Genomic DNA, 14,453 nt, shown 5'->3' with positions numbered 1-14,453 from the left:
GGTGGTCGCTGTGAGGACCGGATCCGGGCCGGCGCCGGCGGCGACGTCCTGCACAACTTCAGTGGTCGGGACTGGCTGACGGGCAACCGTGGTCGGGACCACCTGTCCGTCCGATCCGGCGGCGCCCGCGTCGCAGCCGGGAGGGGGGACGACTTCGTCGCTGTGACGGTGTACCGAGGGATCCGATCCGAGCTCGCCGGCGGTCCAGGGCTGGACGACATTCTTTTCGGAGTCGGTGGGACGGACCTCGCGGTCACCATCGACCAAGCCGCCGGGCGATACGGGGCCCCCGGCCACGCCGGAGCCTTCAGCGGGTTCGACTACGTGTCGCTCGAGGGAGGTCACCGGTGGACCTATCGCGGTACCGACGACGTCGACGCGGTGTTGCTCTGGGGTGGCTCGATCACGGCCGAGCTCCACGGGGGCGACGACAGGATCTTTCCGAGCGACGGCGACGACTACCTCGACGGCGGCGAGGGGCACGACTTCGCAGGTGCCAGCGGTGGCACGAACCACTGCCTGTCCATCGAGGACACCGACGGCGCTGTCTGCAGTGCGCCGCCGGCTGACCGGTCCCATGCCCGCCAGTCGCGGTGGCCGCGTGCCGCAGAGCCCGAAATCATCCGATCGGGTGGCGTCAGTGGAGGGGTAGGCGTCGTACGGTCGTCGGGTCCGTCGACCTCGAGGAGGCGTCATGCCGGTGACGATCACTCTCGCGCTGGCGACCGGGCTGGTCACCGGCCTCGCCCTCGCGCCGGGCGTGGCCGACCCGGCGCACGCGGCGCCGACGTGTCACGGGCGCGCGGCGACGATCGTGGGCACCGCCGGGGACGACCAGATCACCGGCACCGACCAGCCGGACGTGATCGTCACGCGGGGCGGCGACGACCACGTCACCGCCCGCGGCGGCCGGGACGTCATCTGCCTCGGCGGCGGGGCGGACGTCGCCGACGGCGGCGCGGGCAACGACTTCGTCCGCGCCGGAGCAGGTCCCGACTATGTCGCCGGCACCGTCGACCGCGATCGCGTCCTCGGGAACCGCGGGCGGGACGTCCTGTTCGTCACCTCGCCAGCGGGGACCGACGCCGACGGCGGCCGCGGCGACGACGCGGTCACGGTCAACCTGTCACCGACCCGCGCGCGGGTGTCGGTGGTCGGCGGCCCTGGGTGGAACCAGATCGGCTTCAGCGTGGGCGGTTCCGGCTTGGACGTCGAGGTCGACCAGGCCGCCGGCACCGTCCACATCGGCGGCCGGCCGGGCACGTTCAGCGGCTTCGACTACGTGTCGCTGAGCGGTGACCAACAGTGGACCTACGGCGGGACCGACGCGCCGGAGTCCGTGACTGCCCTCGAGGGTGCACTGACCGCCCAGCTCCTCGGCGGTGCCGACCAGGTGTGGACAGGCGACGGCGACGACTGGCTCGACGGCGGCGACGGTCACGACTCCTCGCTCGGGGTCGGTGGCGGCACCAACGTCTGCATCTCGATCGAGGTCGTCGACTCCGGAGTGTGCAGCCCGCCGGGTGACTGACCTCCTCGCCGCCGACCGGTGGGCCGAGTCGTCGTTCCGCCCCGTCGCGGCCGGTCGCGACGTACCCTCCCGGTGGGAGAGGGGTCAGATGGGGAAGCGAGCCGGAATGGTTGGCGCGCTCGTCGCGGGGCTAGCGGTGCTGCCGGCGACTGCCGTGCCTTCAGCGTCGACGGCGATGACGCGCACGTGCGGCGGGCTGCCGGCGACGATTGTCGGCACGGCCGGCGACGACGACATAGACGGGACCGAGGGCGACGACGTCATCGTCGGGCTGGCCGGGGACGACACGATCGGCGACGGCGGTGGCGACGACGTGGTCTGCGGAAACCTCGGGGACGACCTCCTGTGGAGCGAGGGAGGCGACGACCTGCTGATCGGGGGCGGCGGTGCCGACGGGGCTCTCGTCGGCTTCGGTCGCGACGAGGTGCACGGTGGTCGGGGAGGGACTGGGCGGACTTCTGGGGCGTGGCCCCAGCGGACCTCTGGCTCGGGCCGGGCGACGACCACCTCGAAATCAGGGTTCTTGGGGACGCGGTGATCAACGTCGGGCCGGGCGACGACTCCGTGTTCATGGACGTCGATCCGACGGCTCGGCTCTCGGTCGTCGGCGGCGTGGGATCCGACGAGATCCGCCTGTCGTTCTCCGGGCATCCCGACGGAAGGGTCCTGCTCAACCAGCGGTACGCGCGACTGCGGATCGGGACAGGTCCGGTCGGAGAGCTGTGGGGATGGGACGTTCTCCATCTCTGGGGTGACCACGACTGGGTCTACCGAGGTACGAACAGCCACGACGGCCTGATCGTGAATGCCGGCCGGTTCACCGGACGGACGTACGGCGGAGACGACGTCGTGACCTTGAGGGGCCCTGGTCCGCACTACGTAAACGGCGGCGCGGGAGCGAGGGACCACGTCGACGCCGACCGGGGCGCCGCGACCTGTGTGGCGGTCGAGCTCGGCTCCTGCGTGCCCTGGAGATGACTCAGCCCGTGAACTGACCGACGAGGTCGGGGTCACCTCGGTCGCGACGGCAGGAACACGAGCGGTCGGTACGTCGAGCGCCTCGACCTTGTGGCTGCCGCCCGCCGTGGTCGCGGCGAGCGTGATGAGGCCCGGGTAGCGACGAGCGCGTCGCTTTCTCGGGCAGTGCTTCAGTCAACCGGCGGGTCGCCGGCGATCGACGAAACGCATCGCGGTCGCAGCGAACGACGTAGGGTGCAAGTGGCGGACCAGGGAGGGCCGCCGGGGAGGCACCGGTGGACCGCAGGATGAGCGCGACGTTCGTCTGCCTGTCGGCCCTCGCGGTGATGCCGGGCGTCCCTCCGGCAGCGGCCACGGGTCCGACGTGTGCGGGTCTGCCGGCCACGATCGTCGGCACCCCGGGCAACGACAAGATCGAGGGGACCGGCGCCGATGACGTCATTCTCGGCCGCGCGGGCCACGACACCGTCGTCGACGGGGCCGGTGACGACGTTGTCTGCGGCGGCCCAGGCATCGACGTCTTCCACTCCGGCGAGGGCGACGACCTCCTCCGCGGCGGTGACGACGACGACAACCTCGTCGGCGGACCCGGCCGCGACGTGCTCCTCGGGGGAGAAGGACGCGACTGGGCGTTGTCGTGGTACTGGGGAGAGGACGAGAGCTACGGGGCGGACGAGTACTGGATGGGTGCTGGAGACGACGTGGTGCGCCTCGACGCTCGACGGGGAGACGGATTCGCGGTGTACGGCGGACCAGGCGACGACGACGTGGTGATCGACTCTGTGCCGGGCACCCCCCTCACGATGGTCGGGGGACCGGGCGAGGACTTCGGGTACTTGAACGTCTACCAGGAGGGCGGCACGACAGTCGCTGTCCATCAGGGCTCCCAGTTCCTGCAGATGGGTGACGGGCCACCCGGCCGGATCGCGCAGTGGGAGTTTCTGTGGCTGGGCGGCACCCACGCTTGGTCCTACCGTGGGACTGCCGGACCCGACCAGTTGATGGTCCCCAGCGGACGGTTCACCGGTTTCCTGTACGGGGGCAATGACCTGGTCAGCATCGGCGGGACAGGTCCCCACTTCATCGACGGCGGTGCCGGTGTCATGGACTCGGCCGACGCCCCTCGTGAGGTGAGCACCTGTCGCGGGATCGAGTACGGCAACTGCGCGCCGCTCTATCGCTAGGAGTGGACCGGCTCACCTGCGGTGAACTGAGCCACCAGGTCGGGGGTGACGGCGGCAGCGACGCCAACGGCCTCACGGACCGGTACGTCGAGCGCCTCGACCTTGCCGCTGCCGCCCGCCGTGGTCGCGGCGAGCGTGGTGAGGCCTGCGCGGCGCTGGAACCAGGTGTCGCGGAAGCTCCACCCGATCACGTGGCTGACGGCGAGCGCCTCGCGGTGCCGGAGCAGCGAGCCGGAGCGGGCGACGAAGTGGCCGGCGACCACCGCGTGGCCGAGCGCCCGCACCCGGTCGACCGCGAGGCCGGCTCCGGCCAGCAGGACCAGCACCGTGATGACGAGCAGCCACCCCGGGCCGCCGACCATTACGAGGAGGGCGGGGAGGGCTGCCACCAGCGCGGCCGGGCCCAGGGCGCGCACCCAACGGCGTCGTACGGCGGCGGCGCCGTGCGGGGTCAGCGGAGCGACGAGCGGCTCGTCGGAGCCGAGCACGGCGCCGCCGGCGACGCGGACGACAGCCGCGGGGGCGGGCGGGACCAGGACCCGGGAGCCGCTCTGGGCGCTGCCGAGACCGGTCACGATCGCGGTGAGTCGCGCACCGCGGGCGAGACGAAGGCCGGGAGGCTCCGCGACCGCGACGCCGGCCAGTCGCTCGACGTCGATCGAGGTCTCACGCGTGGTGAGGAGCCCTCGGCTGACCTGCCACGTGTCGCCGTCGCGGCGCAGGGTGAACCCCCAGTTGGCGACCAGGTAGCCGACGAGGGTGAGGACGAGCACGAGCAGGAGGAGCCCGACGGCGACCACCACCGCTGCGAGGCCCGCGAGGTCCTCGGCGGGGAGGTCCACCTGGAGGTCGAGCTCGCTCAGCAATTGGCCGCCGCCGCCGACGAGCCCGCCGAGGATCGCCAGGCCCGCGCTAGTGAACGGCGCGAACCGCAGCCAGCCGGGCTCGAACCGCGCCGCGGCCGGGGACTGGACCGCGGTCTCCTCCGTCACCGGCCGCTGGTCGGTCAACAGCGTCGCGCGCAGGGTGCGGCCCTGCTCGACGGTGAGACCGTCCAGGGTGAGGTCGCCGTCGTCGTTCCCGGCGCCGCCGGTGCCGATCCGGACCGTCGTCAGCCCGATCACGCGGTGGATGAGGGAGGCGGTGAGGTCGACGGTCCGCACCCGGTCGACCGGCGTCGAGAGCCGCTGCCGGTTGAGCAGTCCGCGGCGGAGCTCCACCCGTCCGTCCGCGATGCGATAGCTCGTCGTCAGGTAGCGCACCACGCCGATTGCGATGGGAACGACGATCGCGAGGATCGCGACGTACGGTCCGCCACCCTGGCTCGCGCCGAACAGGGCTGCGGCGGCGAGCGGCACGATGAACTTGCGGAGCTCGTCGAGGGGATGGACGAGCAGCATCCGCGGGTCGAGCCGCACCCACGGCGGCTCGCCGGTCACGTGGCGTCGCCCCCTGCGTCCTCCGCGTTGCGGGTGAGGCGCTGGGAGAGCTGGAGCGCCAGGCCGCGCTCGAGGCCCTCGACGCGGAGCGGCCCGGCGGCCGAGGCGGTGGTGACGGTCAGCGTGGTGAGCCCGAACAGCCGGTCCAGCGGTCCCTCGGCGAGGTCGACGGTCTGCACGCGCGACATCGGCGCGATCCGGCGCTCGCGCGCCCACCAGCCGCGCTGGGTGTAGACGGCGGTGTCCGTGATCTCCCAGCGGTGCACGGCGAACCGCCACTGGGGTACGACGACGGCGTACGCCGCTGCCAGCACGGCCGCGACCAGCACGACCCACCACCGGCCGTCGTACTCACGCCAGGTCGCGGCCGCGACCACCAGGCCGAGGACGACGACCGCGCCGCCGATGCCGGACTGGAGGCGCCACAGGGTCCGCGCGCGCGGACTGACGCGGTGAGCGGGGTCCCGCAGCTCGGTCACGACCCGACCCTATGCGGGCTGCGGTGAGAGGAGCGTGCTCAGTCCTTGAGCTCGCAGATGACCTCGCCGTTGCCGACGGTGGCGCCGACCTCGGCCTTGAGGCCGGTCACGGTGCCGGACTTGTGGGCCTTGAGCGGCTGCTCCATCTTCATCGCCTCGATGACGACCACGACGTCGCCCTCGGCAACCTGCTGGCCCTCCTCGACCGCGATCTTGACGACCGTGCCCTGCATCGGGCTGGTGACGGAGTCGCCGCTGGCAGCGGCGCCGGCCTTCTTGCCGCCGCCGCGCTTGGGCTTCTTCGCGCCAGCTCCACCGCCGGCGGCTGCGAGGCCACCGAGCCCGGCGGGGATGACGACCTCGAGGCGGCGACCGCCGACCTCGACGACGACCTTCTGCCGCTCCTCAGGTTCAGACGCCTCACCGGCAGCGCCGTCAGGGCCGCCGTAGGGCGTGATCTGGTTGTCGAAGTCGGTCTCGATCCAGGTCGTGTAGACGGTGAACTCGCCCTCGCCGGTGGGGTTCGAGGCGCCGACGTAGGCCGGGTCGGTGATCACGGCCTGGTGGAACGGAATCACGGTCGGCATGCCGTCGACCCGGAACTCCGCGAGTGCACGGCGCGAGCGCTCCAGCGCCTGGGTGCGGTCGCGGCCGGTGACGATCAGCTTGGCGATGAGGGAGTCGAACGAGCCCGGGATGGTCTCGCCCTTCTCATAGCCCCCGTCGACGCGGATGCCGGGGCCCTGCGGCGGGCTCCACTCCGTCAGCGTGCCGGGGGCGGGCATGAAGTTGAGGCCGCCGTCCTCGGCGTTGATCCGGTACTCGATGGAGTGGCCGCGGATCTCCGGGTCGTCGTAGCCGAGCTCCTCGCCCGCGGCGATGCGGAACATCTCGCGGACCAGGTCGATCCCGGTGACCTCCTCGGAGACGCAGTGCTCGACCTGGAGCCGGGTGTTGACCTCGAGGAAGGAGATGGTGCCGTCGGCGGCCACCAGGAACTCACACGTGCCGGCGCCGACGTAGCCCGCCTCGCGGAGGATGGCCTTGGAGGACTCGTAGAGCTTCTTGACCTGCTCGTCGCTCAGGAACGGCGCGGGCGCCTCCTCGACGAGCTTCTGGTGGCGGCGCTGCAGCGAGCAGTCGCGGGTGGAGACCACCACGACGTTGCCGTGCTGGTCGGCCAGGCACTGGGTCTCGACGTGGCGCGGCCGGTCGAGGAACTTCTCCACCAGGCACTCGCCACGACCGAACGCGCCGACGGCCTCACGGACCGCGGACTCGAACTGCTCGGGGATCTCCTCCAGGGTGCGGGCGACCTTGAGGCCACGACCGCCGCCACCGAAGACCGCCTTGATGGCGACCGGGAGGCCGTTCTCCTTGGCGAAGGCGACGATCTCGTCGGCGTCCTTGACCGGGTCCTTCAGACCCGGGGCCAGCGGCGCGTTGGCCTTCTGCGCGATCTGCTTGGCCTTGGCCTTGTCGCCGAGGGCCTCGATCGCGGCCGGCGGGGGGCCGATCCAGATCAGCCCGGCGTCGATGACCGCCTGGGCGAACTCGGCGTTCTCGGCGAGGAAGCCGTAGCCGGGGTGGACCGAGTCCGCGCCCGACTCCTTGGCCGCCGCGATGATCTTGTCGATCACCAGGTAGGAGTCACCGGGCGTCGCGCCGTTGAGGGAGTAGGCCTCGTCGGCCAGCCGGACGAACAGGGCGTCGCGGTCCGGCTCGGCGTAGACCGCCACCGATCCGATGCCCGCGTCCTTGCAAGCACGGATCACCCGGACCGCGATCTCACCGCGGTTGGCGATCAGGACCTTCTGCAACGGCCTGGAACTCTGCGTCGTCTCGGGCACCCGACATCTCCTGTCGTCTCGGAACGTCCGGCAGTCTAGGGCGCCCCGCTGGGTGGTCCGCACCGGGCGTTCAGATCTGGGCGTTGCCGTACCTCGAGGTCGCGGTTAACAATCATTAACCAAGCGGGTTACGATGCGACACATGACGTCGTTCGAGCTGTCCCGCGAGCACGAGGAGTTCCGCCGTACCGTCCGCGACTTCGCGGACACGGCCATCGCGCCCCACGTCGCGAAGTGGGACAAGGAACACCACTTCCCGACCGAGGTGGTGCAGCAGATGGGCGACCTCGGCCTCTTCGGCCTGGTCGCGCCGGAGGAGTACGGCGGCGCCGGGCTCGCGCCCGAGGACGGGCCGTTCACCTCCCTCTGCCTCGCCATCGAGGAGCTCGGGCGGGTGGACCAGTCGATGGGCATCACCCTCGAGGCCGGCGTCGGCCTCGGCATCAACCCGATCCTGACCTACGGCACGGACGAGCAGAGGCAGAACTGGCTGCCCGACCTGGTCGCCGGCCGCCGGCTCGCGGCTTTCGGCCTGACCGAGCCGGGAGCCGGCTCCGACGCCGGAGCGACCCGCACGAAGGCGGTGCTCGACGACGACGAGTGGGTCGTCAACGGCAGCAAGCAGTTCATCACCAACTCCGGCTCGTCGCTGACGTCCGTGGTGACCGTCACCGCCCGCACCGGCACGCGCGAGGACGGGAGCCCCGAGATCTCGGCGATCCTGGTGCCCGCCGGGACTCCCGGCTTCACCGCCGAGCCTGCCTACGACAAGCTCGGCTGGCACATCTCGGACACCCACCCGCTGACCTTCGAGGACTGCCGGGTGCCGGCCGACCACCTGCTCGGCGAGCGCGGCCGCGGCTATGCCCAGTTCCTCGCGATCCTCGACGACGGCCGGGTCGCGATCGCGGCGCTGGCCGTCGGGCTGATCCAGGCCTGCGTCGACCTGTGCGTCGAGTACGCCGGCGAGCGCCAGACCTTCGGCGGCCCGATCGGCCGCAAGCAGGGCGTGGCCTTCCAGATCGCCGACCTCGAGGTGATGCTGCACGCGTCCCGGCTGCTCACCTACAAGGCAGCGGCGATGAAGGACGCCATGGGCACCCCCGGCGGGCCGAGCATGAAGGACTTCAAGCACGCGGCGTCGATCGCCAAGCTCTACTCCTCCGAGTCGGCCGTCACCGCCACCCGGATCGCCACCCAGGTGTTCGGCGGCTACGGCTTCATGGAGGAGTACGCCGTCGCCCGGTTCTACCGCGACGCCAAGATCCTCGAGATCGGCGAGGGCACCTCCGAGGTGCAGCGGATGCTCATCGCCCGGGGACTGGGCCTACCGGTCGAGTGACCAGAGGTCGGTCCAGGAGTGGCCGAGCTCGAGGACCAGGTCACGGAGCAGCGGCAGGCTGACGCCGACCACGTTGTGGTGGTCGCCGTCGATGCCGGTGACGAACGCCCCGCCCAGCCCGTCCACGGTGAACGCACCGGCCACGTGGAGCGGCTCGCCCGTGGCGACGTACGCCTCGATCTCCTCGTCGGTCACCTCGGCGAAGAAGACGGCGGTCGACGCGGTCGCGGCGGCGACCTGCCCGGTGGCGGTGTCGCGCAGGCAGTGCCCGGTGTAGAGCACGCCGGAGCGGCCGCGCATCGCCTGCCAGCGACGTAGGGCGTCGGCCGCGTCGGCCGGCTTCCCGAACGCTTCGCCGTCGAGCTCGAGCACCGAGTCGCAGCCGAGCACGAGCGCGTCGTCCGGGATGCCGTCGCGGTCGACGACGGCCGCGCACTTGAGCTCGGCCAGCTGCAGCGCCATCTCGAACGGCGGCAGCCCGTCGGCCTGGGACTCGTCGACGCCGGACACGACGACCGTAGGGTCGAGCCCGGCGTTGCGGAGAGTGGTGAGCCGTGCGGGAGAGGCGGAGGCGAGCACGAAGGTCGGCACGTCGGCACCTTACGCGCGGTCGTCATTGCCAGAGTGACCCATAGCCCTCGCCGGCAATGACGACCCCGAGCCACTCGGCCAGGGCGCCGATCTCGGCGTCGACGGCGTCACCGATCGCCGGGTCCCACGGGAAGTCCTCGTGGACGGCGAACACCCGCAGCAGTCGGGCCTTCCGGTCGACCTTCGCGTCCAGCTTCCCCACCAGCCGGTCGCCGTGGAGGATCGGGAGCGCGAAGTAGCCCCATCGTCGCTTGGCGGCCGGCTTGTACATCTCCAGGACGTAGTCGAAGTCGAACAGCTCGAGCGCTCGTTCGCGGTCGTAGACGAGCCGGTCGAACGGCGACAGCAGAGCCGTCCGCGGCTCGAACGGCTGTTCGGCCGCCGCCAGCGCGTCCGGGTCGACCCGCCACTCGCCGTCGGTGCCCTCCACCACGCACGGCTCGCCGAGCCCTGCCGCGCCGATCTCCTCTCCCTGCGGCTTGGAGGTGGGCCGCGCGATCCCGAGCGACGTCAGTCGCCGGGCGTCGAGGACTGCCCGGGCGTCGTCGTACGACGGGATCTCGAGGTCGGCCGGGTAGACCCGGTCGGGGACGTCCCAGGTGCGGAACTTGCCGCGCCGCCCGCTGATCGCGACCTCGCCGGTGCGGCAGAGCAGCTCGAGCATCCGGTCGACGTTCTTGTCGTTGGTCCAGCCCGACGACTGCCACGGCACCTGCGACGTGTCGGGCACCTCGGCCGCGGTGAGCGGGCCCTCGGCGGCCAGGAGGCCGAGGACGTCGGCGCGGAACCCCGCGTTGGCGTCGATCCACTCCAGCGCGGACGGGTGGAGCCGGTCGCGAGCGGTCGCGAGGATCAGGCCGATGTCGTCCATGGGGCGGATGTAGGACGAGTGCTCGACGAGCGAGCGCTCCTCCTCGAGCGCGAACCGCAGGTCGGAGTGGTCGTAGCCGTCGCCGAGCCGCGACCACGACACCAGGTCGACGTTGGGCGCGATCGCCGCCGTCGGGTCGATCTGGAGCAGGGTGAGGTGGTCGACCATGGCCACCAGCGAGTCCGGCCGGCAGGCGTCGAGCAGCTGCGCACGGACCGCGATCCGCCGCGCCTGCTCGCGGTCGAGCGCGATCACAGCCGGGCCAGCGCCGCCTTCAGCGGGTCCAGCCCGATCGACCCGAGGTCGAGCGCGGCGGTGTGGAACTCCTTGAGGTCGAACCCGGTGCCCTTGCGGGCCTTGAGCTCGTCGCGCGCCTGCAGCCAGATCCGCTCCCCGACCTTGTAGGACGGCGCCTGCCCCGGCCAGCCGAGGTAGCGGTTGACCTCGAAGCCGAGCTGACCGTCCTCCATCCGCGAGTGGCGGCGCATGAACTCGAGCACCAGGTCGCCGTCCCACACCTCGCCGGGACGCCACCCGAACGGGTTGTCGGTGGGCACGGTGAGCCCGAGGTGGACGCCGATGTCGACAATCACCCGGGCCGCGCGGAAGCCCTGCATGTCGAGGAAGCCGAGCCGGTCACCGGCGTCCTCGAAGTAGCCCAGCTCGTCCATCAGCCGCTCGGAGTAGAGCGCCCAGCCCTCGCCGTGGCCGCTGATCCAGCACAGGAGCCGCTGCCAGCGATTGAGCAGGTCGGCGCGGTGGACCACCTGGGCGCACTGGAGGTGGTGGCCGGGCACGCCCTCGTGGAAGACAGTGGTCGTCTCCCGCCAGGTCGAGAAGAGCTCGTGGTCGTCGGTGAACGAGAACCACATGGTGCCGGGGCGGGAGAAGTCCTCGGAGGGCGGGGTGTACCACGCGCCGCCGTCGTTGATCGGCGCCACCTTGCACTGGATCGTGCGGATCGGCTCGGCGATGTCGAAGTGCACGCCGTCGAAGCTGGCCAGGATCGTGTCGGCCTTCTCCTGCATCCACGCCTCGAACGCCTCGCGACTGCCGCAGTCGCGGGCAGGGTCGGCGTCGAGCGCCTTGACCGCGTCGTCGACCGTGCCGCCGCCGACGATCCGCCGGGCGGTGGCGGCCATGTCGTCCTCGATCCGCTTGAGCTCCTCCCAGCCCCAGCGGTAGGTCTCCTCGAGGTCGACCTCGGCGCCCAGGAAGTAGCGCGACTCGAGCGCGTAGCGGTCGCGGCCGACCCCGTCGCGGTCGCGCCCGCGCGGCGCGAGGTCGGTGGTGATGAACTGCCCGAAGTCGGCGTACGACGCCGAGGCCGCCGCCGCGACCTCGGCCAGCCGGTCGCGCAGCGCTGCCGGAGCATCGGCGACGAGGTTGCCGAAGTAGTCGCCGCTGGCGCCCTCCTGACCGGTCCAGCCACGGATCTGGCTCGCCACCTCGGCGTACTGCCGGCGCGCGGACAAGCGCCCGGCGGCGGCCTCGGCGGACAGCGTCTCGCGGTAGCCCGCCAGGGCGTCGGGCACGGCCGCGAGCCGGTCGCCGATCGTCTGCCAGTCCTCCGTGGTCTCGGTCGGCATCAGGTCGAAGACCTCGCGCACGGCGTGGACGCCGCTGCTGATGACCGAGAACGCGGAGCGCTCGAACCCTGCCTCGGCCTTCTCGACGGTGAGGCCCACCCGCTCGAGGAAGGCATCCTTGGCGACCCGCTCGCGCTCGTCGGTGGGCTCGATCGCCCGGACCTCGGCCAGCGTCCGGCGGTCCAGCTCCTCCCGGGCGTCGAAGCCCGCGGGGGAGAGGTCCGGCAGCCGGTCGTCGTGGCCGGCGATCCCTGCGAAGGTCGCGGTGAGCGGGTCGAGGGCGACGACGTCCTCGACGTACTGGTCGGTCCGGGCATCGACAGGTCGGGTCATGGGCGCGACCCTATGCGGCGGCACCGACGCCCCGCACGCCGGTTACTGACCGAGCGGTCAGGAGCTCGCTGCGGAGCCGGCGACCGCCCCGGCGTACCGGGTGGCCAGCACCTGGAGATGGTCGACGAGCGCTGCCGGCGACTCCACGGTGAAGTCGATGCCGAGCATGCCGATCCATACCGCCACGACCTCGAGGCTGTCGCCGCCGGTGACGAGGACGCTGCGCCCGTCGGGAAGCGGCTCGACGGTTCCCACCGCCGGGTTGATCCGCGCGAGCACCTCGTCGGCCGGCGCGTCGACGACGATCCGCGCGTGCACGGCCCAGCCCGTTCGGGCGACCTCGCGAACGACGAACTCGGTCATGTCGCCCGGGAAGGGGACCGGGGTGAAGCTCCGGCCCCCGGGCGTGCGCAGCGTCAGCCAGTCCACCCGGTACGGCGCCCACGCGGCGGATGCCGGGTCGCGGCCGACGACGTACCACCGCCGCTGCCAGGCGACCAGGCGGTAGGGCTCGAGCTCGACCCGCTCACCGTCGCGGTAGAAGGCGCGCAGGCCGCGGCGGTCGCGGATCGCCGCAGCGATCTCGGTGAGCGCGGCGGGGTCGACCTCCGGGTCCTCGACGTTGGAGGCGGTGTTGACCGGGCCCGCGGTGGTCGCGTCGCGCAGGGCGACGAGCTGGCGGCGCAGCCGGTCGGGGAGGACGTGCTCGAGCTTGGCCAGCGCGCGGCCGCCACTCTCCTCGAACCCGGCGACGCCGGTGACCGTGCGCAGGCCGACCGCGACGGCGACCGCTTCCTCGTCGTCGAGCAGCAGCGGCGGCAGCTTGGCGCCGACGCCGAGCCGGTAGTGACCTTCGCGACCGCGGGTGGCGACCACCGGGTAGCCGAGCTCGCGGAGCCGGGCGATGTCGTTGCGGACCGTCCGGTCGGTGACGCCGAGCCGCTCGGCGAGCTCGGGGCCCGTCCAGTCGACCCGGGCCTGCATCAGGCCGAGCAGCTCGAGGACGCGTCCGGAAGTTTTCTTCACGGACCAGTTTTATCAGGAACCAACCGTTCCGCAATGCGCCGTAGCTTCGTCCTCATCAACCAGGGAACAACCGAAAGGCAAGACCCCATGACCCAGCAGACCGAGCAGATCACCCCGTTCGTCATCGACGTCCCGCAGGCCGACCTGGACGACCTGCAGGCGCGGCTCGAGCGCACCCGGTTCGCCCCGGCGGTGCCGGGCGACACGTGGGACTACGGCACCCCGGAGTCCTACCTGCGCGGGATGGTCGAGCAGTGGAAGACCTTCGACTGGCGCGCGGTCGAGGCGCGGGTCAACGAGTACCCGGGCTTCCTGACTGAGGTCGACGGCCAGCGGATCCACTTCCTCCACGTCCGGTCGCAGGTCGAGGACGCGACCCCGCTGCTGCTGGCCCACACCTACCCGGGCTCGCTGCTCGACTTCCTCGACATGATCGACCCGCTCGTGAACCCCGAGGCCCACGGCGGGAGCGCCGCGGACGCCTTCCACGTGGTCGTCCCCTCGATGCCTGGCTTCGGCTGGTCGACCCCGGTCGTCGACACCGGCTGGACGATGGCGCGGGTGGCGAGGGCGTACGACCAGCTCATGCGTCGGCTCGGCTACTCGTCGTACGGCATCCACGGCAGCGACGGCGGCGCGCTCGTCGGGCGCGAGCTGGCGATCCTCGACCCCGAGGGCTTCCTGGGCGCCCACGTGCTGCACCTGTTCTCGTTCCCGTCGGGTGACCCGAGCGAGTTCGAGGGCTTCGGGCCCAAGGAGTACGCCGCGCTCGAGCACATGCAGTGGTTCCACTCGGTCGGCGGCTACAACCAGATGAACGGCACCCGGCCGCAGACCGTGGCCGCCGGGCTGGCCGACTCGCCGGTCGGCGTCCTCGCCTACAGCGAGCTCTTCGAGAGCTTCGGCAACGGCACCAGCCTGGTCCGGCCGGAGCAGGTGCTGGCGCAGGCCACGCTCTACTGGCTGACCAACACCTACGGCTCGGCCGCCCGCTACCACTACGAGGAGCAGCACTCCGGCCAGTCTGACTCCGGGCCGGTCGTCAGCCAGGGCCGGCTCGGGGTGGCCGTCTTCAAGGACGACTTCCAGACCATCCGGTCGCTCGCCGAGCGCGACAACGCCAACATCGACCACTGGTCGGAGTTCCCGCGCGGTGGGCACTTCGCAGCGATGGAGGTCCCGGAGGACGTCGTGTCCGACCTGCGGGTGTTCTTCGGCTGAGCCTCCGCTGCAGCACCTA

The 14,453-nt window shown here is 71.8% G+C and carries 13 protein-coding genes; 6 read left to right on the top strand and 7 right to left on the bottom strand.

The window, feature by feature from the left end; translation table 11 throughout:
* Positions 1 to 700 precede the first annotated feature (700 nt).
* The 4 genes from F0U47_RS06535 to F0U47_RS06520 all read left to right on the top strand — a co-directional run bounded on the left by F0U47_RS06535 (position 701) and on the right by F0U47_RS06520 (position 3,693).
* Complete coding sequence (locus F0U47_RS06535; protein WP_149749532.1) at positions 701 to 1,531, top strand: hypothetical protein; 831 nt, start codon at positions 701 to 703, stop codon at positions 1,529 to 1,531.
* Between the two features lie 175 nt (positions 1,532 to 1,706).
* Positions 1,707 to 2,069 (top strand): hypothetical protein, encoded by a 363-nt coding sequence (locus tag F0U47_RS06530; protein ID WP_188111286.1) that lies wholly within the window; start codon positions 1,707 to 1,709, stop codon positions 2,067 to 2,069.
* Positions 1,997 to 2,509, top strand: coding sequence for a hypothetical protein (locus tag F0U47_RS06525; protein ID WP_149749530.1), 513 nt, complete (start codon positions 1,997 to 1,999; stop codon positions 2,507 to 2,509). The genes F0U47_RS06530 and F0U47_RS06525 overlap by 73 nt, the downstream gene beginning before the upstream one ends.
* Positions 2,510 to 2,796: 287 nt before the next feature.
* A complete protein-coding gene (locus tag F0U47_RS06520; RefSeq protein WP_149749529.1) occupies positions 2,797 to 3,693 on the top strand; it encodes a calcium-binding protein in 897 nt (298 codons plus the stop codon).
* Here the strand turns inward: F0U47_RS06520 and F0U47_RS06515 are convergent.
* Genes F0U47_RS06515 through F0U47_RS06505 form a run of 3 tightly spaced genes read right to left on the bottom strand, consistent with a single transcriptional unit; the run spans position 3,690 to position 7,461 of the window.
* The gene (locus tag F0U47_RS06515; protein ID WP_149749528.1) at positions 3,690 to 5,132 is read right to left on the bottom strand and encodes a PH domain-containing protein; all 1,443 of its coding nucleotides are present in this window, start codon (positions 5,130 to 5,132) and stop codon (positions 3,690 to 3,692) included. The two genes, F0U47_RS06520 and F0U47_RS06515, sit on opposite strands and share 4 nt — an antisense overlap.
* Complete coding sequence (locus F0U47_RS06510; RefSeq protein WP_149749527.1) at positions 5,129 to 5,611, bottom strand: PH domain-containing protein; 483 nt, start codon at positions 5,609 to 5,611, stop codon at positions 5,129 to 5,131. The genes F0U47_RS06515 and F0U47_RS06510 overlap by 4 nt, the downstream gene beginning before the upstream one ends.
* Before the next feature lie 38 nt (positions 5,612 to 5,649).
* Positions 5,650 to 7,461 (bottom strand): acetyl/propionyl/methylcrotonyl-CoA carboxylase subunit alpha, encoded by a 1,812-nt coding sequence (locus F0U47_RS06505; protein ID WP_223162682.1) that lies wholly within the window; start codon positions 7,459 to 7,461, stop codon positions 5,650 to 5,652.
* A gap of 142 nt (positions 7,462 to 7,603) precedes the next feature.
* On the opposite strand from F0U47_RS06505, the gene F0U47_RS06500 reads away from it, so the two are divergent.
* Positions 7,604 to 8,803 (top strand): acyl-CoA dehydrogenase family protein, encoded by a 1,200-nt coding sequence (locus F0U47_RS06500; protein ID WP_149749526.1) that lies wholly within the window; start codon positions 7,604 to 7,606, stop codon positions 8,801 to 8,803.
* Here F0U47_RS06500 and F0U47_RS06495 read toward each other — a convergent pair.
* The 4 genes from F0U47_RS06495 to F0U47_RS06480 are packed head-to-tail and all read right to left on the bottom strand — an operon-like array spanning position 8,789 to position 13,213.
* A complete protein-coding gene (locus F0U47_RS06495; protein WP_149749525.1) occupies positions 8,789 to 9,394 on the bottom strand; it encodes a Maf family protein in 606 nt (201 codons plus the stop codon). The genes F0U47_RS06500 and F0U47_RS06495 overlap by 15 nt on opposite strands.
* Before the next feature lie 22 nt (positions 9,395 to 9,416).
* Positions 9,417 to 10,520: a DNA glycosylase AlkZ-like family protein gene (locus tag F0U47_RS06490; RefSeq protein WP_246159494.1), complete on the bottom strand. Its 1,104-nt coding sequence runs from the start codon at positions 10,518 to 10,520 to the stop codon at positions 9,417 to 9,419.
* Positions 10,517 to 12,187: a DUF885 domain-containing protein gene (locus F0U47_RS06485; protein ID WP_149749524.1), complete on the bottom strand. Its 1,671-nt coding sequence runs from the start codon at positions 12,185 to 12,187 to the stop codon at positions 10,517 to 10,519. The genes F0U47_RS06490 and F0U47_RS06485 overlap by 4 nt, the downstream gene beginning before the upstream one ends.
* Before the next feature lie 57 nt (positions 12,188 to 12,244).
* Positions 12,245 to 13,213 (bottom strand): helix-turn-helix transcriptional regulator, encoded by a 969-nt coding sequence (locus F0U47_RS06480; protein ID WP_149749523.1) that lies wholly within the window; start codon positions 13,211 to 13,213, stop codon positions 12,245 to 12,247.
* Positions 13,214 to 13,300: 87 nt separating this feature from the next.
* On the opposite strand from F0U47_RS06480, the gene F0U47_RS06475 reads away from it, so the two are divergent.
* On the top strand, positions 13,301 to 14,434 hold the full coding sequence (locus F0U47_RS06475) for an epoxide hydrolase family protein (RefSeq protein WP_149749522.1): 1,134 nt from the start codon (positions 13,301 to 13,303) through the stop codon (positions 14,432 to 14,434).
* The last annotated feature ends 19 nt before the right edge of the window (positions 14,435 to 14,453 follow it).

Source organism: Nocardioides antri (assembly GCF_008373765.1).
Taxonomy (GTDB): domain Bacteria; phylum Actinomycetota; class Actinomycetes; order Propionibacteriales; family Nocardioidaceae; genus Nocardioides; species Nocardioides antri.
This window is presented reverse-complemented; position numbering and strand designations above follow the sequence as displayed.

What these genes read in the sequence shown, in the direction of transcription:
- F0U47_RS06475 (WP_149749522.1), top strand. Translation starts at nt 13,301, where the DNA reads ATGACCCAGCAGACCGAGCAGATCACCCCGTTCGTCATCGACGTCCCG.
- F0U47_RS06530 (WP_188111286.1), top strand. Translation starts at nt 1,707, where the DNA reads ATGACGCGCACGTGCGGCGGGCTGCCGGCGACGATTGTCGGCACGGCC.
- F0U47_RS06520 (WP_149749529.1), top strand. Translation starts at nt 2,797, where the DNA reads ATGAGCGCGACGTTCGTCTGCCTGTCGGCCCTCGCGGTGATGCCGGGC.
- F0U47_RS06500 (WP_149749526.1), top strand. Translation starts at nt 7,604, where the DNA reads ATGACGTCGTTCGAGCTGTCCCGCGAGCACGAGGAGTTCCGCCGTACC.
- F0U47_RS06485 (WP_149749524.1), bottom strand. Translation starts at nt 12,187, where the DNA reads ATGACCCGACCTGTCGATGCCCGGACCGACCAGTACGTCGAGGACGTC.